Genomic DNA, 19,926 nt, shown 5'->3' on the forward strand with positions numbered 1-19,926 from the left:
TTTATGGAAATAAAGTGAATTAGAAGGCACAAAATACTTACAAAGGGATACTACATGGTGAGGGATTTGTAAAAGTTTTCTATAAAGCATTAGAAGATGCCACCGCAGATAACTTTGCAAGGATATTTATGACAGGTGTAAGTCCTATAATGCTAGATGATTTAACTAGTGGATTTAACATAACAAGGAACTACACATTAGATAGAAATTGTAAAAGGTATATTAGAAGATTTATCAAATAGAGATCTAATACAAATGGATGAGAAAAATGTAAAGATGATGTTTCTTACCTTGCTGGGTGTAGATAGTACTTATTTTGTAAAAAGTGAAGATGAAATGAGCAATGGCTATGTAGATTTAATGCTAAGAAGAAAAATTCAGTTTAAAGACATAACTAAATTTCAATGGATTATAGAATTAAAATATATAAAAGAAAGTGACAGAAATACTTTGGAGAAAGTAAAGGAACATGGGCTAAAACAACTCCAAAGGTATGAAGCAAGTAAGATGGTTCAAAATGAGCTGGAAAAAGAGAGATTAAAGAAGATATTGATTATTGTGGTTGGGAAAAAAGACATTTATACTGCCACCTTGACGTAAAGATAATAAAGGATTTTGGACTGAGATTTAGAGACAGATCAGTTCATTAAAACCCCCTTTTGGTCATTTAAGAACCAAAAGGGGGTTTCTTTAAAAAATTATTTAGATTTACCAGTTATAAAAATTCCAGCTACAAATTTGTTGGCCTTTCTAATTGTAATTCTACCTTTACGCACAATCATATTTTTAAGAATTACTGGTTTAAGCTTTTCAATGGGGTAGCCTGCCTCGTCATATTTTCTCACAAGTGTAATAGCATCGAACTTACATCTGGTTGTACATGCACCGCAGCCTATACACATGTATTCATCTCTAGTTGTAGCACCGCAGCCAAGGCAACGTTCTGCTTCCTTCTTCATTTGCTCTTCTGTAAATGTAGTTCTTAAATCCTTAAAGGTTTCTTTTGATTTCTTTCCATCCACGTGAAGTGGTCTTTGTCTCGGCATACGATCATAGCTTTCGAGAGTCAAGTTCTGTTTATCAAGTGCATGATAATCTCTCCTGTCACGACCGATAATTAAGCTTTGCCCTGGGTGAACATAACGATGGATTGAAATTGCACCTTCTTTACCCATAGCAATAGCATCGATAGCAAACTTAGGACCTGTCATTGCATCTCCACCTGCAAATACATCTGGCTCTCCTGTCTGAAGAGTAAAGGAATCTGCTTTTATTGTCTTGTTTGGGTTTAATTCTACTTTGCTGTTTTCGAGCAACTTGCCTAAGTCTATTCCTTGTCCTACTGAAATCAGAACATGTTTTGTCTTAACAATCTTAGTTTCATTTTCATCAAATACAGGACTAAATCTTCCATTCTTGTCGAAAACTGAAAGACATTTTTTGAACTCTATACCTACTACGCGTCCATTTTCCTCTAGAATTCGTTTTGGACCCCAAGAATTGTTGATGCCAATATCTTCTGACAATGCCTCGTCAATTTCTTCTTGAAGGGCTGGCATTTCTTTTTCACTCTCAAGGCAGAACATTTCAACCTGTGAAGCTCCTACTCTTGTAGCTGTTCTTGCAACGTCGATGGCAACATTACCACCACCGATTACAACTACGGTTCCTTCAAGTTTCATTTCATTACCAAGGTTTACTTCACGAAGAAAATCAACACCCGTAATTACACCTTCTGAATCTTCACCCTGGATACCTAGATTTCTACCTGCTTGAGCACCGATTGCAAGATAGAATGCTTCATATCCTTCAGTTCTAAGTTCTTTAAGGGTGACATCCTTGCCCACTTCAACACTTGTCTTGAACTCAACGCCTAATTCTCTCAATATATCGATTTCTGCATTAATTACTTCTTTTTCCAATCTATATGATGGGATTCCAAGTGTAAGCATACCACCAAGTGCCTTTTGTTTTTCAAATACTGTTACCTTATAACCGTCAATAGCTAAGTAGAAAGCACAAGACAATCCTGAAGGACCAGCACCCACAATGGCAATTTTCTTGCCGTATTCATGTCTAAGTGTTGGTACATAACGATTTTTCATGTTTAACTCTTGCTCTGCAATGAATTTTTTGATTTCATCTACAGCGACGGCATCATCAATATCAGCTCTTGTACATTCATCTTCACATTTTCTTGGACATATACGTCCGCATACTGCTGGAAATGGATTTTCGTGTTTAATCAGTTCAAGTGCTTCTGTATATTTTCCTTGAGAAGCTAGCTTAATATAACCTTGAACGGAAATATGAGCTGGACACCCTGTTTTACAAGGACTTGTACCAGTTTCAACAACATTTTGTCTATTGATACGATGATCAACATTCCATTTTTCTGGACCCCAATCTGTATTAGATGGAAAATCCACTCTCTTTTTTTCTATAATAGGAGTTTTAGTACATAAATTTTGACCTAATTTTAAGGCATTAACAGGACAAATCTCAACACATTCTCCACAAGCAACACATTTATCTTTATCTATTTGTGAAACATAATTTGAACGTATCATATCATTGTTAAGGAACATTCCAGCAATTCTAGTGGCAAAACATGAACAACCGCAGCAGTTACAAATTGCGTGAGTTTTTCCTGGACCATCTGTATTTGGTATTTGATGCATCAAACCATTTGCCTCGGCCCTTCTAATTATCTCAAAAGCTTCTTCCCTAGTAATTGCACGACCTCTGCCTGTACGGATATAGTATTCAGCAGCGTGTCCCAGCTGAATGCACATATCTTCCTTCAAGTGACCGCAACCTTCTCCCATAGCTTCTCTTGATGTACGGCAAGAACAATCGGAAACTGAGAAAATAGTATTTTCATTAAGATATTTGGAAATTTCCTCGTAGGAGGCTCTTTTGGTTTCTCCTTGAATAGATGTTTCGATAGGTATTACACGCATTGGTCCTGTTCCTACAGTAAAAATACCTGCAGTAGCCGGTGCTTTTTTTCTTCCGTAGGCCTCGAAAGCCTCCGCAGCTTGCTGAAAGTCTTTAACGCTTTTCTTGTCCGGGTGATTAACTATCATTTCCATGTGTCCTGGAACCCAAATCTCAAACCAGTATTTATCTACGCCTTCTTTTTCCCCAACTAGGCAAACACCGGCAATGGCCAAATCCCATAAGAGTTTAGCTGTTTCCTCTACAGATTTACCACAGAGAGCCGCAACTTCTTCTGCACTCTGTGGTTTACGCAATTCAAGACAAAGTGCTACGTCAGCCATTTCATCTGTAACAACAGGTTCTAGAATTTTATATTCCGGATATTCTGGCTTAATTTCTCCTTTTGAACCACTCTTTACCCTACTAATTTTATTTGCAAGTTCCAATAATTTTTTGTTTACCATAAATATTACCCCCCGCATATTAAGTTTAACTATGCTGCAACTATTAGTTCCGTATCATAGCCCCCTTTAGTTCATCATAAATATGTATTTAATATTTTCATTTGGAAATAAATAATCGTTTACAATCACATATTGTTGCCTTGAAACCTTAATAAATTATTCGCTTTAGTCATTTTAAGTATATTTAAAAATGATATTATTGTCAAAAAAGTAACACACTTGCAATGTCAACGTTTGTAAACTTTCTATTTGGAGCATAGTTTGCACACTAAATATGAAATAAATGTGTATTAAGAGATTATAAGAAAGATTACTGTGCACACAAGTGTAAACTGTACTTGAAAATAAAAAAAGTTTCAATGATTAAGAGTCATCTAAGCAAATCTATTCATAGCAGGTATCAGCGAAGCGAGTTTACTAATAGTTAAAAAAAGCAATTGATAACAATTATTAAATGATATATAATAAACGTATCAATAACTAAGGAAGTGGTTGTATGGAATTTGAAGGGATTATGTTGTATTTAGACTGCCATAGCACAAAGCTAGAAAACAGTTCAAAGGGGAGATACCATGAAAAATATAATAGAAGTTCGGGATTTTGTAAAGAAGTATGATAAGTTTACAGCAGTTGACAATGTGACTTTTGAGGTAGAAGAAGGAAGCATATTCGCGTTTTTAGGGCCGAATGGGGCCGGTAAAAGCACAACCATCAATACACTGTGTACCATATTCGATAAGACCTCAGGAACCCTAATAATTGATGGTAAAGACGTTTCAAATGAAAAGGATGCGGTTAGAAGTGTCATTGGGGTTGTTTTCCAGGAACCAACATTGGATAATAAAATGACCGTTCTGGAAAATTTAATTATGCATTGTCATTTTTATGGTATTCCTAAAAGCGAATCCACTGAGCGTATCCAATTTGTTTTAAATTTAGTGGATTTACTGGATTGGAAAAAAGCAATGGTAAGTAGTCTGTCCGGTGGGATGAAACGGCGTGTGGAAATAGCTAGATCACTCCTCCACTACCCAAAAGTATTATTTTTAGATGAGCCAACCACAGGACTTGATCCTCAAACAAGGGCTCACATGTGGGATTATATTGTAAAGCTTCAAAAGGAGAAGAATATTACTATTTTTCTAACAACACATTACATGGAGGAGGCAGAGATTTGTAGTAAAGTTGCCATTATGGATGCAGGAAAAATAGTTGCGATAGACACTCCATATCGTTTAAAACAGCAATATACAAAGGATAGAGCAAATATTACAACCGTTGACGAGCAAGGGCTGGAGATATTGCTAGATGCGGCAGGGTTTATTTACAAGAAAAAAACAGGTTATTATTCCATTGAAGTTGATAGTATACCAAAACTTATGGAGATATTAAGTGAGCAGAAAGCAGCGATAACAGATTTGGAAATTAAAAAAGGTACATTGAATGATGTATTCTTAGAAATTACCGGAAAAGATATAAGGAAGTGATAAAATTATGGATATTATAGTAGCATTATGGTTTAGAAACATTAAAATTTTTGTTCGCAATCGTGTTCAATTAGTTTTCACTATTATCATGCCATTCTTCTTTTTATATGTGTTTAGTTCCATATTTAAAAATGACAATATTCAAAATCCAGTAAACTATATGTTGGCGGGTATTGTGATAACCACTGTCTTCCAAACATCACTAACCATCGCAACAAGTACCATTGAAGATATAGTTTCGGGATTTATGAAGGAAGTGTTAGTAAGCCCAGTTAAGCGAATCCAGATTGCCGCAGGTCAGCTATTATCAGCAGCAACAATAGCAACTATGCAAGGTATTATTATTTTATTAATTGGTTATTTTATAGGGCTTCAGTTTACATCTTGGATAACACCATTTGCAGTAATTATTGTTATGGTTGTAGTTGGACTTGTATTTTCGGGGTTAGGACTATTTTTAGCGGCTCTGGTTAAGAATTCTCAAACATTTCAAATTGTAGTAACGGCCATTACAATGCCTATGACGTTCCTTTGTGGCGCATATATACCGCTTTCAATGTTGCCAAAAACATTACAATATATTGCGTATCTCAATCCAATGACGTATACAACAGCATTTTTTAGAACAATTATACTGGAAAAGACATCATTAACAACGAGTCAAATGGTAGCAGAACAACTTGCTTTTAAAATAGGTAGTTTTGTAATTACGCCTCCTATCAGCATGGCTATTGTACTCATTTTCGGACTCGTATTTTTACTATTGTCAACTTATGTTTTCTCAAAAGTTGATTTTTCTAGGATTAATCGCTCAAAAAGTAAAGAAGCTGATATATGGAGTTAATAATAATAAAAAAATCACAGGTTTAGGTAACCTGTGATTTTTTTATTAGCTTCTTGCAAATATTTCTTGGAAATCAACTGCTTCAAGCTTCTCACGTACTAAAAGCTCTTCTGCAACAGCATTAAGTTTACTTCTATTTGCAGTTAAAATTGTCAAAGCTTTTTGATATGCTTCATCTATAAGTTTTTTTATTTCTACGTCTATTTTGTTTAAAGTTTCTTCACTAAAGCTTTTACTTTTACCCATGTCTCTTCCAAGGAATACCTCATCAGAGCTACCTGAACCAAATGCAATTGGACCAATAGTGTCACTCATACCGTAATCCATTATCATCTTTCTTGCAATTGTAGTTGCTCTCTCGATATCGTTGCTTGCGCCAGTACTTATATCCCCAATAACTAGTTTTTCAGCGACTCTTCCACCTAGTAGGCCCACAATTTCTTCTTCTAGTCTTGACTTCGACATATACGAACTGTCTTCATCTGGAAGACGCATAGTATATCCACCAGCCCTTCCTCTTGGAACTATACTTATCTGGTGAACAGGATCTGACATTGGAAGTAAATTCATTACAATTGCATGGCCTGCTTCATGATATGCGGTAAGCCTTCTATCTGCTTCGATTATCACTCTGCTTTTCTTTTCAGGTCCGGCAATTATTCTTGTAACTGCTTCTTCAAGTTCATCCATTCCTATAAGCTTTTTATCTTTTCGTACAGTTAAAAGTGCCGATTCATTCATTAAGTTCTCAATGTCTGCGCCTGTAAATCCAGGTGTCCTTTTAGCAAGCACGTTAAGTTTAACTTCTGGGTCAAGATGTTTATTTTTTGAATGGACTGCTAAAATTTCTTCTCTACCTTTAGAATCAGGTAAACCAACAAGTATTTGTCTGTCGAATCTACCTGGTCTTAGTAGTGCTGGGTCAAGTACATCAGCTCTATTTGTAGCTGCAATCATTATTATTCCTTCATTTTCCCCAAATCCATCCATCTCAACTAGCAGTTGGTTTAATGTTTGTTCACGTTCATCATTTCCTCCACCAACGCCGGCACCTCTTTGTCTTCCAACAGCGTCAATTTCATCTATAAAAATTATGCAAGGTGAGTTCTTTTTTGCTTGCTCAAATAAATCACGTACTCTAGAAGCTCCAACGCCTACAAACATTTCTACAAAATCCGAACCTGAGATGCTGAAAAATGGTACTCCGGCTTCTCCTGAAATAGCTCTTGCAAGAAGTGTCTTACCAGTTCCTGGAGGCCCTATTAGTAAAACTCCCTTTGGTATGCGAGCGCCCATATCCATATATCTTTTAGGCTGTTTTAGAAAATCGACTATCTCTGCAAGCTCAGCTTTTTCTTCATCTGCTCCTGCAACATCAGTAAAACTAACTTTTTTAGCATTAGGATCGGATAGTTTTGCTTTACTTTTACCAAAATTCATTACACCACCGCTTCCACCGGCACCCTTTGACCGCTTCAGGAATATAAATCCAAATCCTACAAGCATTAATACAAATAATACATTAGGCAAAACCTGCAACCACATTTCAAAATCGGATGGTTTTAGGTATGTTTCTTGAACATTGGAGCCTTTTGGATTAGCTTCAATGAACTGATTTAATCTAGCGGCCGGAACAATCGTATTATATGTAGTTCCGTTTTTTAAAGTTCCCGAAACTGACCTTTGATCATCTTCCACCACGAAGCTCTTTATATTATTATTTGTCCAATCGCTTTGGAACTGAGTAAAATTAATATTTGTTGACGTCTGATCTGTTTTAAAAAATAAAGATACTGCGATAATAACAAGAATTATAGCCAAAATAGCAATATTTGATTTCTTTTTCATCAGAGAACACCTCTCTTTCTCAATAGATACTTATTTTTTTAGAAGCCAATTTATATGAACAATAACTTCCGTTTATTTTTACGTCCTTTAATATCATAACATAAACTTACGGTTATCTATAAATTTTTTAATTACTTTTGATAAAAAAAATTTTCTGCTATTTAAACATTAATTTCTCTCAATCTATTATACCATATTAACGGTTTAAATAATGATGAAAATCTGATGTTTTTACAAGTGAAATTATAATAATATAAATAAATCTAGTATTGACATTGAGAGATAGAAAGATTAACATATACCTCATGGGGGTATAAAAAACGCTAAAAGAGATAAATATGAGGAAATAGAAACTTGTCAAATGACTAATATGTAAGGGGAGTTGAAAATAAAATGATACAAGTATCTGAGATAGCAGCAGAGAAACTTAAAGAGACTATTTTGCAACAGAATAATCCTAAAACCACTATGCTTAGAATTTCATTTGGAGGATCTGGTTGAGGGGGACCGAGACTACAATTAACTCTGGATGAGTTAAAGAATCAAAATGATATTGTTATAGAATCACAGGGAATTACAGTTGTATATAATTCTAACTTGGAAGAAAAAGTACGTAATACGGTTGTAGACTATGCAAACAGCTGGTTCGAAAAAGGTTTTGTTATTAGAGGAGCAGCAGTTTCTTCCTGCTAATATTTAAAAAACACTTTATTCTTAATATATAAGGATAAAGTGTTTTTGTTATCTTTTTTATTTATTAACAATCTATACCTTTTCTTACAAGAACACCTTTAGTATAATAGATACATAAGAGAACAAAACATACCTTGCTATTCAGTGCTATATTAATTTGGAGGTTAGTAGTTAGTTTTTTTGAAAAGGTATAAGAGGAGGTGCAATTATGGAAACTGAGGTAGGAAAATCAACAATAAAGTCAATGAAAAAGCAAAATAAAATTGTTTTAGGTATTATAATTTCTATGTCTACTTTGCTTATCATATACTTTGGGATAGCAATATATTTTATGAATCATTTCTATTTTGGTTCTGAAATAAATAGAATTAGTGTTTCAGGTAGAATTGTAGAGGATGTAAATGAACAAATGGCTTCTGAGATTCAAAAATATAAGTTAAACATAAAAGAACGAGGCGGTATAGTTGAACACATTAGAGGTGAAGAAATTGGCTTAAAGTATAATGTTAATGGTGATTTTAAGGAGTTTAAAGATAAACAGAATCCTTTTAAATGGATTTCAGCAGTTTTTAATACAAAAGATTCTAAAATGATAGCAGAAATTAAATATGATAAAAATTTATTGAAAAAGCGAGTGGAGAAGCTATCTTGTTTTGATAGTAGTAAGATAATTGAACCTACAAATGCTAGCTATAAGTATACAAATAATGGCTATGTGATTGTGGATGAAGTCATTGGAAACAGGGGTAATAAAGACATTTTATATAATTATGCGTTAGACGCAGTGAACACGGGCGAGACAACAATAGATTTGGAGTTAATAAATTACTATGTTAAGCCACAATATACTTCGGAATCTCCAAAGGTAGTTGCCACAAGGGACATGCTTAACAAATATGTATCTTCAAAGATTACCTATACTTTTGGAGATGATAGAGAAATTTTAGATGGTTCTATAATAAATAAATGGTTTACAGTTGATGAGAATAGTGAAATCACATTTGATGAAAAACAAGTTGAAATTTATATGGACGTACTTGCAAGTCAATACAATACAGTTGCTGACACAAGAAATTTTGTTTCATCATCAGGAAAGGTAATTAATATTGGTGGTGGTACTTATGGTTGGGCCATTAATAAGGTTAAAGAAATCCAATATTTAATTTCAAGCGTAAAGGAAGGGAAATCTATAGAAAAAGAACCTGAATATTATCAAACCGCATTAGCTCATGGCAAGGATGATATTGGAAATACCTATGTAGAAATAGATCTTTCAACGCAACACCTATGGTTTTATAAAAATGGAGAGCTGATTACACAAGGGGATGTTGTCACAGGTAATGATGGATCTGAGAAAACTAGAACACCGGTAGGCGTTTATAAGATCAATTATAAAGAAAGAAATGCAACCCTTAAAGGGGAAAACTACGCCGCTCCTGTGAATTATTGGATGCCTTTTAATAAGGGAATAGGAATTCATGATGCAAGCTGGCGAGGTAAGTTTGGGGGGGATTTGTATAAGACGGGCGGATCCCATGGTTGTATAAATTCACCATACAATGTAGCAAAAACAGTATTTGACAATATAGAGACAGGTACTCCTGTTGTTTGTTATCATAGCAGATAAATTTATATGAGATTAAACAAAGGATATTCTAATATTATTTAACACCTGCAATTATAAACATTTCTTCATTGTCAATTTCCTTAACAACTTTTAAACCTGCTTCTAAAAAATACTGTTTTATGATTTTTATTGTAGGTAAATTATCTTCTTTAACGGCATCGTCTGAACTTTTATGTAGATTGTTGATTGAATCTCTGCTTTGGGAATGGCAGATGGTGAGTTTTCCACCTATTTTTAATTTTTCTGAAAGCTTTTCTACTGCTTCTTTTTTATGTTGAAAATGAGGAAACATAGAATAGCAGATGATGTGATCATAACACACTTCATCGCCTTTATTTTCAAGTACATCACTACATACAAAGACTACATTATTATAATTGTTTTTTTGCTGAGCTATTTCTAACATCTTTTCTGACACATCGATTGCTTTAATGTGACCTGATTGAGTGACTATTTGAGATAGGAAAGGGATAAGTATGCCTGTCCCTGTACCTACATCTAAAATATGGCTACCTGCTTGTATTTCAACTAAGTCCAGGATATACTCTACTTTTTTCATATCATGTATGCATGTTTCATCCCAAGAGTTTGCTGCATCATTGAAATATTCTTTCTGTGATTTCATTTGAAACCTCCTACACTATTTTTGTATTTAAATTTTCCTTCTATTTTTATTCACTGCCATTACAATCACAGGTATAAAGATAAGTTGAATAACGATGCCAGGGATACTTTTAGTGACTGAAGCTGTTATAAAAATCATAGGGCTAGGTAGTTTTGCCATAAAAAATGTTGCTAGTGACCATACTACTAACCCTGCCATAATTCTACCGCATATCATACTAATGATTAGTGAAACATAGACATTCATATTGTATTTTCTATAAAGCAAGCTAACTATAACTCCATATGTGGCTAGTTCAACTATCATAAAGGGAAGTACTGGAAATACCGGGGGCATTCCTGTTAATAAAGAACTTAATAATGTAGTTAATGCGCCTACTGATAACGCATAGGGTATACTCAGAAAAAATCCTGCAATAAGTACTGGGATATGCATGGGTAAAAACATGGATCCTCCGCCAATGGAATGAAATATTATTGGTAATACAATTCCAATAGCAATAAATAAACCTGATAATATCAATTGTTTAGTTGACTTATTTTTCATAATGAATCCTCCTTTTGAAAAGGAAAATCGCGAGAGTAGCTATATCTCATAAGTTAAATACCTCTTTTGGGTTATAATAGTACCCAAAAGAGGTGTTTAAGTGGCTACTTTTGAGTCTCAATCTAACAGGCGACAATTTCCTTAATCATAAATTCTCTTCCGCTTAATAAATTTGAGTCTTTACTTCCGCAGTTTGGACATATTTGATTATTTTTTATCACATTAAAAACCTTACTACATTTTTTGCAAATAGCATTGCCAGGTAATATTTCAATTTCTAATTTCATAGTTTGAAATAAAGTACCATCCACTGCTGCGGGGTAACACGCTTCAATATATTTTGGAATCATCGATGAGAGCTCGCCGATTTGGAGAACCAATTTATCGAATTTTGTTAATCCATTCTTTTCTGCGAAAGCTTCAACGGTCTTAATGACTTCAAATACGACGCCTAGTTCATGCAAATTTAATCACTTCCTTATTTCTTAAAATTGCTATTTAGCTTTACTTAGCTTTAAAATTCTACCTACAAATTTGGTTGCTTTTCTACCTGCAATTCTACCTTTACGCGTAATCATACTTTTAAGAATTACTGGTTTAAGTTTTTCAAGAGGTACGCTTTTTGCGTCATATTTTCTGATAAGTGAAATAGCATCAAATTTGCATCTAGTTGTACATGCACCGCAACCTACACACAAGTATTCATCTACAGTTGTAACACCGCATCCAAGGCAACGTTCTGATTCTTTCTTCATTTGCTCTTCGGTAAATGTAGTGCGTAAATCTTTAAAGGTTTCTTTTGATTTCTTTCCGTCTACGTGAAGTGCTCTTTGTCTAGGCATACGATCATAGCTTTCAAGAGTCAAGTTTTCTTTATCGAGGGCATGAAACTCTCGATTGTTACGACCTAGAATTAAGCTTTGTCCAGGGTGAACGTAACGATGAATTGAAATTGCACCTTCTTTACCCATAGCAATAGCATCGATAGCAAACTTAGGACCTGTCATGGCATCTCCACCTGCAAATACATCTAGATCTCCTGTCTGTAGTGTAAACGAATCTGCTTTAATTGTTTTATTTGGGTTTAATTCTATTTTACTATTTTCTAATAATTTTCCCCAATCTATTCCTTGTCCTACTGAAATAAGAACATGGTTTGTCTTAACAATCATAGTTTTGTTTTCATCAAATTTAGGACTAAACTTTCCATTATTATCGAAAACTGAAAGACATTTTTTGAATTCTATACCGCATACATGTCCATTTTCATGAAGAATTTGTTTTGGACCCCAAGAATTGTTTATACCAATATCTTCTGACATTGCATCTTCAATTTCTTCTTCAAGTGCTGGCATTTCTTTTCGGCTTTCAAGGCAGAACATGTCAACTTTTGAGGAGCCAACTCTTGTAGCTGTTCTTGCAACGTCAATAGCCACGTTACCCCCACCAATTACAACTACGTTTCCATCAAGTTTTATGTCATTACCAAGGTTTACATCTCGCAGAAAATCAACACCTGTAATAACGCCCTTTGCATCTTCACCCTGGATACCAAGGTTCCTGCCTGCCTGAGCACCAATCGCAAGATAGAATGCTTCATATCCATCGTTTCTAAGATCTTTAAGGCTAACATCTAGGCCTACTTCAATGCCTGTCTTGAATTTAACACCCAGTTCTCTCAAAACATCAATTTCTGCGTTTATTACTTCTTTTTCTAACCTATAAGATGGTATTCCAAGTGTTAACATACCACCTAGTGATTTTTGTTTTTCAAACACGGTTACCTTATAACCATCAATAGCTAAGTAGTAAGCACAAGATAGACCTGAAGGGCCAGCACCAATAATTGCAATTTTCTTTCCGTATTCATGTTTAAGCTTTGGTATATAGCGATTATATACGTTTAAGTCCTGTTCTGCAATGAATTTTTTTATTTCATCTATAGCAACCGCATCATCAATATCACCTCTTGTACAGGCATCTTCACATTTTCTAGGGCAGATACGTCCGCATACTGCTGGAAAAGGATTTTCGTGCTTGATAAGTTCAAGTGCTTCTTTATACTTTCCTTGGGAGGCAAGCTTAATATATCCTTGAACAGATATGTGAGCTGGACACTCTGTTTTACAAGGACTTGTACCGGTTTCAACAACATTCTGTTTATTGGTACGATAATCTGGGTTGTATTTGTCTGGACCCCATTCTGTATTGGATGGAAAATCCTCTCGTATCTTTGAAGTAATTGGTGTTTTAGCACATAATTTCTGACCTAGTTTTAGTGCATTAACAGGACAAACCTCAACACACTCTCCACAACCAACACATTTATCACTATCAACTTGTGAAACATAATTTGAACGTATCATATCATTGTTAAGGTACATACCGGCAATTCTCATTGAGAAGCAGGAACAACCACAGCAGTTACAAATGGCGTGAGTTTTTCCTGGGCCATCTGTATTCGGTATACTATGCATCAAACCATTTTCTTCGGCTTTTCTAATAACTTCAAAAGCCTCCGCACGAGTAATTTCGCGGCCTCTACCTGTACGGATGTAGAATTCAGCAGCGTGTCCCATCTGAATACACATATCTTCTTTCAAGTGACCACAACCTTCTCCCATAGCTTCCCTTGATGTGCGGCAAGCACAATCGGAAACTGAGAAAATAGTATTTTCATTGAGATATTTGGAAACTTCCTCATAGGATGCTCTTCTGGTTTCACCCTCAATGGCTGTTTCAATAGGTATAACACGCATAGGACCTGTGCCTACTGGAAAAACACCTACCCCCATTGGGCCTTTTCTTCTTCCGTATTCATCAAAAGCATTGCCAAGTTGTGGATACTTTTTAATGTTTTCCTTATTGTTAACTATCATTTCCATATGGCCTGGAACCCAAATTTCAATCCAGTATTTATCAACACCATCAATTTTATTGACAAAAGCAACACCGGCAACAGCTATATCCCATAAAAGTTTTGCAGTTTCTTCTACAGACTTACCACAGAGTGCTGCAACTTCTTCTGCACTTTTAGGTTTACGTAATTCAAGACAAAGTCCTACTTCTGCCATTTCTTCTGTAACAATAGGTTCTAGAATTTTATATTCCGGATGTTCTGGTTTTATTTCTGATTTTGAACCACGTTTTGTTCTACTAATCTTATTCGCAAGGTCCAATACTCTCTCTTTTACCATTTATATCCCCCCATATTTAATTTTACTATAATACTATTTTATTTTCCAACTTTTAACTTCGCTTCGAATCCAATCCACCCACTCAGAAATTCCCTCACCCGTTTTAGCAGAGATTGGAATAACCTTGATATTTGGATTCAATTTTTTTACGCGTTCTTTGACTGCCTCTATATCAAAATCAAAATAGTCCATTGCATCTATTTTGTTAATTAATAAAACATCAACAATTGAAAACATTAAGGGATATTTTAGAGGCTTGTCATCTCCCTCTGGTATACTTAAAATCATGGCATTTTTTGATGCACCAGTATCAAATTCTGCTGGACATACCAAATTTCCTACATTTTCTAAAATAACAAAGTCAATCCCGTCTGTGCCCATTCCAAGTAGTCCTTGTTTGGTCATATCTGCATCAAGATGACACATTCCACCTGTGTGCAATTGGATTACTTTTGTACCCGTATTTGCAACAGCATGAGCATCTACATCTGAGTCAATATCCGCTTCTAAAACGCCAATACTCATTTCATCTTTAAGCATTTCAATGGTTCTTAAAACAGTTGTCGTTTTACCCGAACCTGGTGATGACATCAAATTGAGTAAAAATGTCTTTTCTCTTTTCAATTCTTCCCTAAGTAAATCAGCCTGCCTATCATTGTCTTCGAAAACACTTTTTTTGATCTCAAGAATTTTAAATGTATCCATATCATATCCCCCTATATTTTAATGTGTTTTTTATCTCTAAAGATTTATTGTTTTATTATTTTTCACAATGTATTTGTGATCTGCTAGGTCTACGTGTACATCTTGTTTAAAAGGATTACGTTTGTATTTAAATACTTTATAGAAATGATATATAAATACGCCAACATTAAAAGCTAAAGCTACAGCACTTACAATAAATAAAGTTGTTTCATTATTGGTTGTTTTAACAGCAAATTTAGAACTATCAACAAAGACCGGGAAACACATAACAAACATCATCCAGATAGCTAAGGTTTGTGCACGATGTTGTAGCCAAGCACCTTTCTTTATGAAGAAAGCTGGAATGGTACATGAAACTAAAAGTGCTGCACCAGCATAGAACGCGTGATTGGAAACACAGTTATAAACATAAGCAAAGTTCCAGAGGTCATAGGCAATTATCCAGAACCAAATTTGATCTGGCCAAAGCATATCCTTATTTTTATCTTTACCAATGAAAATAGCCATCCAACCGGAAATAGTAATAATATTTAAAATACCTGCAATACCGTTCATGATATTCCAAGGACCGCCGTTCATCATAAGACCATCTACCATACCATTTAAGTTATAGCATTGGAATTCGCGAAAAACTGCCTCTAGAATGTTAATTGATAGAATAAGTGGTGGAAATATTAATAGATACTTTTTTTTGTCCAAAGCTTTAATATGACGAAGAGCCATAAAGCCAACTACTCCTGCCAATGAAGAATAGACTTTTGCCCAAGTGAACCAAGATCCAACGCTGGTTCCGGCAGCTGCTGTGTATTTCCATACCGTAAACGTAAGTACAATAGGTAATATTATATATGTTGCAATGGATAAATATTTGTTCCTACGAGTTAACTCATTTGCAAGCATTAAGCCTGCAACCACCCCTAACCACGCCAAAACAGAGTACCAAGGTATTGATTCAAATAAAAACATTTTTTAGCCCCCCTTTATTTTACATTAAACTGTTTTCACTCTTTTTTATTTGAAAACAAAAAACGTTTACAACGGCTTAGCAACTATTACCAAGTGAATGTTATTTAAGTATATTTAATAATAATATTATTGTCAAAAAAGTAACACACTTGCAATTACAACGTTTGTCAACTATACCTTTCAAGTCTAGTTTACATAGCGAAGATGGAATGAATCATGTATTAAGCTATAATAAGAAAGATTACTCCATACACAAGTGTAAACTATACTTGAAAATAAAAAAGTTACTTAAATGATTTAAAATCAATTAAGTAACTGTTATACCATTAAAAATATTTATTGATTAAATAGTTGGAATACTGAATACAGTTTTCCATTGATACGGTACTCATGATTTCACCAGCTAAAAAAATATTGTTTATTCCTTGCATGGATTCCATTTTTTCATAGAATCCTTTTTGTAGAACACTTGTATCTACATAAGGAGAATGTTGCCAACGCTTAAACTGATAGAGCCTTGGACTCTTAATGTTAAGTTTTAACAAATCACTTTCAATAATTTTTAGAGATTCAGCTTTAGAGTTTTCTGGATTGTTATAAGCATAAACTATAACTAACTCTTCTGGGTCACATGAATCCCATCTAGAATTCCACAATATGATATGGCCTCTGTTTTTCATAGATAAGTTTTCTAGCACACAACCGCATCCTTTTGGCACCTTTTCCGCTATGAAAGCGTAAAGGTTAAAATCTTCATATTTTATAGAACTTAAAAATTTTTTCATTTCATGATCCCCATCATAAAAATCTGAAAATGTATTTAAAGGGGAGGTGATAACTACTCGATCAAATTCAAGCACATTAAAATCAGTGTGAACACATAATTTATCGTTCTTTGATAAGGAAATTTTTGCTACGTTTTGATCTAATCTAATATTTTTAATTTCTCGCTTTAAGCATTCAACAAGTATGCTAACACCCTTTTTCCACGTGCTGAATTCAGGCAATTCCATAAAAGACATTAAATTATCATAATTTAATATCCTAAGAACATAAAGTGCAGGTACAACGTCTATATCTCCTAGTCCATAACTGGTGAAATAATGCGAATAAACTGATTTTAAAACCAGTAACTGATTTATATCACACCACTTTGAAAAAGGAAGCATAAGTGGGGTCTCTACATTATGGATGTTAACTTTTTCTAACGATTTATATTTCGCCAAAACATCTGGAAGTCTATGGAGTTCTTGGACAAAATCGCCCAGTACATCTAAGGGTATTTGCATAATTTTATTGCCATTTGTATCATAATTAATACGCGATAACCTGGGACCATCAATTTTGATATTAAACCTTTTCATAAGAGTTTTTAGATGTGTCTGACAAGGCAAACAAAAGAGAGCACCAAATTCATATGACTTACCTTTATACCAAATCGTATACAATTTGCCACCCACCCGATTGTCTTTTTCAAAAACAGTAACATTCTTATAACCTTTTCGTTGTAAACCTTCTGCGAATATAAGCCCAGAAAGTCCTCCTCCAATAATAGCAATATTTTGGTCCATTTTATTCAACTTTATCACCTTCTTTAGGGGGACTCAGTAAAGCCAAAATCCAAAGTGGCAAGGTATCTAGATCTACATTATTACGGATAGCTTTTTCAAGCATAACTTTAGCAGGCACTTTTCCTACATTACTGCCACTAGATATTACTCTTGAAAAATTGTAATGTCTTATAAATTTGTGCAACGCATGTTCAACCTTAATAAACGAGTTAAGGTTCTTGTCCGTTGCAATTTTATTATAAAAATCTTTTATTAAAAATTCATTAAAATCACCCATAGTATCCAAGATCGTATTTTTTTTAGGCACAATGAACCTATGGTCAATGTGGCAATCTTCTATAATTTTCTTATAATTGTCGCCTTTAACGAAATAGGGTAAAAATTCTTTTGTTTTTTCAGTAATTAAATGCTCAATGTTTAAATTTAAAGTATTCATTAAGTACACAAGTTTTAGTTCGAAATAGTACCAAATATTAATATCTTGCTTTTTATTATATAGTTTTACGGAACCCCATTTTGAATAAGTGTCATAAAGACTGTATTGATATATTTTACCAATACCATCAAATGTGCCTATAAAATCCATTCGTTGAAGCACCAAATATCCTGGGTAAGTTTCGTCTGTGTTTTTAAAACAGGTTGTTAATTTCTTATTTTTCTGTTTCATGCTTACATGAAGAGCTTTGTTCTTAGAATATTCTATCCGTTTAATTTTCGTTTCAAGATGGTGTCTCTTTAAAACATTGTAAATGCCAGAATCCCCGATATTAATTCCTTCCGCCCTTAGCTCATAGTAAATTCTTTTGGGCCCATCTGTAGGGAATTTTTGAATATGAGATAAAATTTCATATTCAATAGTTTTATTTACTTTATTGGGCATTTCAGGTTTTTTTGGCTCTTTGACTTCTAGGCCAATCATACCATGCTTTTCATAAGCCCTGTTCCAATTGTAATATGTGGTTCTTGAAATTCCAAATAATTCACATGTCAGTGAAACGTTATTTTTTTTCAAAGCATGTTTTAAAACAACATGCTTGTAGTGTGCATTAAAACCCTCTACTTTCATAATGGAGCCCCCATTGTAAAGATTTCTTACCTATTGTATTTTCATTATGTAACATTATTATCTATACCACGATGATTATTATAATACTTATTAATAAAGGTTAACTTTGATATAAAACGAAAAGTTGTTATAGATAACATTATACCAAATGCAATTGAACCAGCTGCAACTATAACGTGTATTCCATTAGAATATGCTGCTGAGTAGTTTTGCTCTACTATACAGTTAATGGTTTTATATGCAGTTAGGCCAGGTACCAGTGGGAATATTCCAGGTATTGAAAACTGAATAGCCGGGGTCTTAAGTTTTCTTGCCATAAATTCACTATATATACCTACAGCTATAGCTCCTACAAAAGATGCCATACCAACGCTATGTTGTAAGTTATAAATGGGAAGGTATGTTGCCCAGCCAATTGCTCCACAAAAACCAGCCCATATTATCTTTTTTCTATCAATATTAAAAAGAATCACAGGAAATATACTCCCAAGAAATGCCAAAATAATTTGTTTTATCATAGTTTTACACCTACCCCAAGTGTTAATGCTATACCAATTCCTGCGCCTACTGCAGTTATAACAAGCATTGCTTCACCAAATTTAGACATTCCTGCTGTGAATTGACCATAAATAATATCCTTAATGCCATTAGCAAGTGCTACTCCAGGTAATAATATCATTATTGCACCTGTGATGGAATTTCCTTTATTAATAAATGGAAATACATTTTCAACCATCAAACTTACAGATCCTATAATAAGACCTGAGAAGAAAAATTTAAAAAATTGAAAGGATCCAACCTTAGAAAGCTTTTCTAACATAAAATAAATGCCGATACTTATTACTCCTGAAACTGTTGCTTCATAGATTGTCCCCTTAAAAAACAGTGAATAAACAAATGAAGTCATACTTGCGGCTATAAGTCTTACTGGAAAAGTAAAAAAGGGTGCATTGTCTATATCTTTAAGTATTTTCACAGCATCCTCATAGCTTATAGGATTATTTTTAATACTTCTTGAAAAAGAATTGATAAGTTCTATTCTATACAAATCTAAATGTGTTGATCTGATTTTTTTTAGTGAAGTCACCTTTTCATTATTTACATCTAAAACAGAAACAAAAACACCGTTAGTTGTTACTATACATTCACATTCTAAACTATAGGAATTACATATTCTTTCAATTGTTTCTTCAACTCTGTAAGTTTCAGCACCATTACTCATTAGCATTTGACCCGCAGAAAGTGCAATTTCTAAAACTTGTTTACCCTCCATATTATTCCTCTTTTCACATTTGTTAATTATTTATAACTAGCATAATTATATCATCTTTTACATTAATCTAT

At 34.1% G+C, this 19,926-nt stretch carries 16 protein-coding genes and 1 pseudogene; 5 read left to right on the forward strand and 12 right to left on the reverse strand.

Going from position 1 to position 19,926, the window contains the following annotated elements:
- Positions 1 to 29 precede the first annotated feature (29 nt).
- Positions 30 to 600: pseudogene (locus ACREWB_RS01040) on the forward strand (PD-(D/E)XK nuclease domain-containing protein); the annotation flags it as partial.
- A 98-nt stretch (positions 601 to 698) separates the two neighbouring features.
- On the opposite strand, the gene ACREWB_RS01045 reads toward ACREWB_RS01040, so the two are convergent.
- On the reverse strand, positions 699 to 3,407 hold the full coding sequence (locus ACREWB_RS01045) for an FAD-dependent oxidoreductase (protein WP_431545622.1): 2,709 nt from the start codon (positions 3,405 to 3,407) through the stop codon (positions 699 to 701).
- A gap of 572 nt (positions 3,408 to 3,979) precedes the next feature.
- On the opposite strand from ACREWB_RS01045, the gene ACREWB_RS01050 reads away from it, so the two are divergent.
- Positions 3,980 to 4,894: an ABC transporter ATP-binding protein gene (locus ACREWB_RS01050; protein ID WP_431545623.1), complete on the forward strand. Its 915-nt coding sequence runs from the start codon at positions 3,980 to 3,982 to the stop codon at positions 4,892 to 4,894.
- Between the two features lie 7 nt (positions 4,895 to 4,901).
- Positions 4,902 to 5,738: an ABC transporter permease gene (locus tag ACREWB_RS01055; protein ID WP_431545624.1), complete on the forward strand. Its 837-nt coding sequence runs from the start codon at positions 4,902 to 4,904 to the stop codon at positions 5,736 to 5,738.
- 45 nt (positions 5,739 to 5,783) lie between these two features.
- On the opposite strand, the gene ftsH is transcribed toward ACREWB_RS01055, so the two are convergent.
- Positions 5,784 to 7,586, reverse strand: coding sequence for an ATP-dependent zinc metalloprotease FtsH (ftsH, locus tag ACREWB_RS01060; protein ID WP_431545625.1), 1,803 nt, complete (start codon positions 7,584 to 7,586; stop codon positions 5,784 to 5,786).
- Between the two features lie 393 nt (positions 7,587 to 7,979).
- Here ftsH and ACREWB_RS21785 point away from each other — a divergent pair, with 393 nt between their 5' ends.
- Entirely contained in the window at positions 7,980 to 8,279 is a 300-nt protein-coding gene (locus ACREWB_RS21785; protein WP_503417238.1) for an iron-sulfur cluster biosynthesis family protein, read from the forward strand.
- A 208-nt stretch (positions 8,280 to 8,487) separates the two neighbouring features.
- Positions 8,488 to 9,906, forward strand: coding sequence for a L,D-transpeptidase family protein (locus tag ACREWB_RS01065; protein ID WP_431545626.1), 1,419 nt, complete (start codon positions 8,488 to 8,490; stop codon positions 9,904 to 9,906).
- A 34-nt stretch (positions 9,907 to 9,940) separates the two neighbouring features.
- Here the strand turns inward: ACREWB_RS01065 and ACREWB_RS01070 are convergent, their stop codons facing one another.
- The 10 genes from ACREWB_RS01070 to ACREWB_RS01115 all read right to left on the reverse strand — a co-directional run bounded on the left by ACREWB_RS01070 (position 9,941) and on the right by ACREWB_RS01115 (position 19,855).
- The gene (locus ACREWB_RS01070; protein ID WP_431545627.1) at positions 9,941 to 10,531 is read right to left on the reverse strand and encodes a class I SAM-dependent methyltransferase; all 591 of its coding nucleotides are present in this window, start codon (positions 10,529 to 10,531) and stop codon (positions 9,941 to 9,943) included.
- Positions 10,532 to 10,558: 27 nt separating this feature from the next.
- Complete coding sequence (locus tag ACREWB_RS01075) at positions 10,559 to 11,077, reverse strand: ECF transporter S component (RefSeq protein WP_431545628.1); 519 nt, start codon at positions 11,075 to 11,077, stop codon at positions 10,559 to 10,561.
- A 122-nt stretch (positions 11,078 to 11,199) separates the two neighbouring features.
- Complete coding sequence (locus ACREWB_RS01080; protein WP_431545629.1) at positions 11,200 to 11,541, reverse strand: hydrogenase maturation nickel metallochaperone HypA/HybF; 342 nt, start codon at positions 11,539 to 11,541, stop codon at positions 11,200 to 11,202.
- A gap of 30 nt (positions 11,542 to 11,571) precedes the next feature.
- Entirely contained in the window at positions 11,572 to 14,274 is a 2,703-nt protein-coding gene (locus ACREWB_RS01085; protein ID WP_431545630.1) for an FAD-dependent oxidoreductase, read from the reverse strand.
- Between the two features lie 33 nt (positions 14,275 to 14,307).
- The gene (gene hypB, locus ACREWB_RS01090; protein WP_431545631.1) at positions 14,308 to 14,979 is read right to left on the reverse strand and encodes a hydrogenase nickel incorporation protein HypB; all 672 of its coding nucleotides are present in this window, start codon (positions 14,977 to 14,979) and stop codon (positions 14,308 to 14,310) included.
- A gap of 36 nt (positions 14,980 to 15,015) precedes the next feature.
- A complete protein-coding gene (locus tag ACREWB_RS01095) occupies positions 15,016 to 15,945 on the reverse strand; it encodes a DUF5692 family protein (RefSeq protein ID WP_431545632.1) in 930 nt (309 codons plus the stop codon).
- 326 nt (positions 15,946 to 16,271) lie between these two features.
- Entirely contained in the window at positions 16,272 to 17,516 is a 1,245-nt protein-coding gene (locus tag ACREWB_RS01100; protein ID WP_431545721.1) for an FAD-dependent oxidoreductase, read from the reverse strand.
- A gap of 1 nt (position 17,517) precedes the next feature.
- Positions 17,518 to 18,582, reverse strand: a complete 1,065-nt coding sequence (locus tag ACREWB_RS01105; protein WP_431545633.1) for a helix-turn-helix domain-containing protein — start codon at positions 18,580 to 18,582, stop codon at positions 17,518 to 17,520.
- A 44-nt stretch (positions 18,583 to 18,626) separates the two neighbouring features.
- Positions 18,627 to 19,100, reverse strand: coding sequence for a threonine/serine exporter family protein (locus tag ACREWB_RS01110; protein WP_431545634.1), 474 nt, complete (start codon positions 19,098 to 19,100; stop codon positions 18,627 to 18,629).
- Positions 19,097 to 19,855 carry a threonine/serine exporter family protein gene (locus tag ACREWB_RS01115; RefSeq protein WP_431545635.1) on the reverse strand — a complete coding sequence of 253 codons (759 nt, stop codon included), beginning with the start codon at positions 19,853 to 19,855 and terminating at the stop codon, positions 19,097 to 19,099. The genes ACREWB_RS01110 and ACREWB_RS01115 overlap by 4 nt, the downstream gene beginning before the upstream one ends.
- Between the last annotated feature and the right edge of the window lie 71 nt (positions 19,856 to 19,926).

This window comes from Clostridium sp., from assembly GCF_050717635.1.
GTDB lineage: Bacteria > Bacillota > Clostridia > Clostridiales > Clostridiaceae > Clostridium_AD.

Excerpts from the sequence above, each read along its gene's own strand:
- ACREWB_RS01045 (WP_431545622.1), bottom strand. The coding sequence starts at position 3,407 with ATGGTAAACAAAAAATTATTGGAACTTGCAAATAAAATTAGTAGGGTA.
- ACREWB_RS01050 (WP_431545623.1), top strand. The coding sequence starts at position 3,980 with ATGAAAAATATAATAGAAGTTCGGGATTTTGTAAAGAAGTATGATAAG.
- ACREWB_RS01055 (WP_431545624.1), top strand. The coding sequence starts at position 4,902 with ATGGATATTATAGTAGCATTATGGTTTAGAAACATTAAAATTTTTGTT.
- ftsH (WP_431545625.1), bottom strand. The coding sequence starts at position 7,586 with ATGAAAAAGAAATCAAATATTGCTATTTTGGCTATAATTCTTGTTATT.
- ACREWB_RS01065 (WP_431545626.1), top strand. The coding sequence starts at position 8,488 with ATGGAAACTGAGGTAGGAAAATCAACAATAAAGTCAATGAAAAAGCAA.
- ACREWB_RS01070 (WP_431545627.1), bottom strand. The coding sequence starts at position 10,531 with ATGAAATCACAGAAAGAATATTTCAATGATGCAGCAAACTCTTGGGAT.
- ACREWB_RS01075 (WP_431545628.1), bottom strand. The coding sequence starts at position 11,077 with ATGAAAAATAAGTCAACTAAACAATTGATATTATCAGGTTTATTTATT.
- ACREWB_RS01085 (WP_431545630.1), bottom strand. The coding sequence starts at position 14,274 with ATGGTAAAAGAGAGAGTATTGGACCTTGCGAATAAGATTAGTAGAACA.
- hypB (WP_431545631.1), bottom strand. The coding sequence starts at position 14,979 with ATGGATACATTTAAAATTCTTGAGATCAAAAAAAGTGTTTTCGAAGAC.
- ACREWB_RS01095 (WP_431545632.1), bottom strand. The coding sequence starts at position 15,945 with ATGTTTTTATTTGAATCAATACCTTGGTACTCTGTTTTGGCGTGGTTA.
- ACREWB_RS01100 (WP_431545721.1), bottom strand. The coding sequence starts at position 17,516 with ATGGACCAAAATATTGCTATTATTGGAGGAGGACTTTCTGGGCTTATA.
- ACREWB_RS01105 (WP_431545633.1), bottom strand. The coding sequence starts at position 18,582 with ATGAAAGTAGAGGGTTTTAATGCACACTACAAGCATGTTGTTTTAAAA.
- ACREWB_RS01110 (WP_431545634.1), bottom strand. The coding sequence starts at position 19,100 with ATGATAAAACAAATTATTTTGGCATTTCTTGGGAGTATATTTCCTGTG.
- ACREWB_RS01115 (WP_431545635.1), bottom strand. The coding sequence starts at position 19,855 with ATGGAGGGTAAACAAGTTTTAGAAATTGCACTTTCTGCGGGTCAAATG.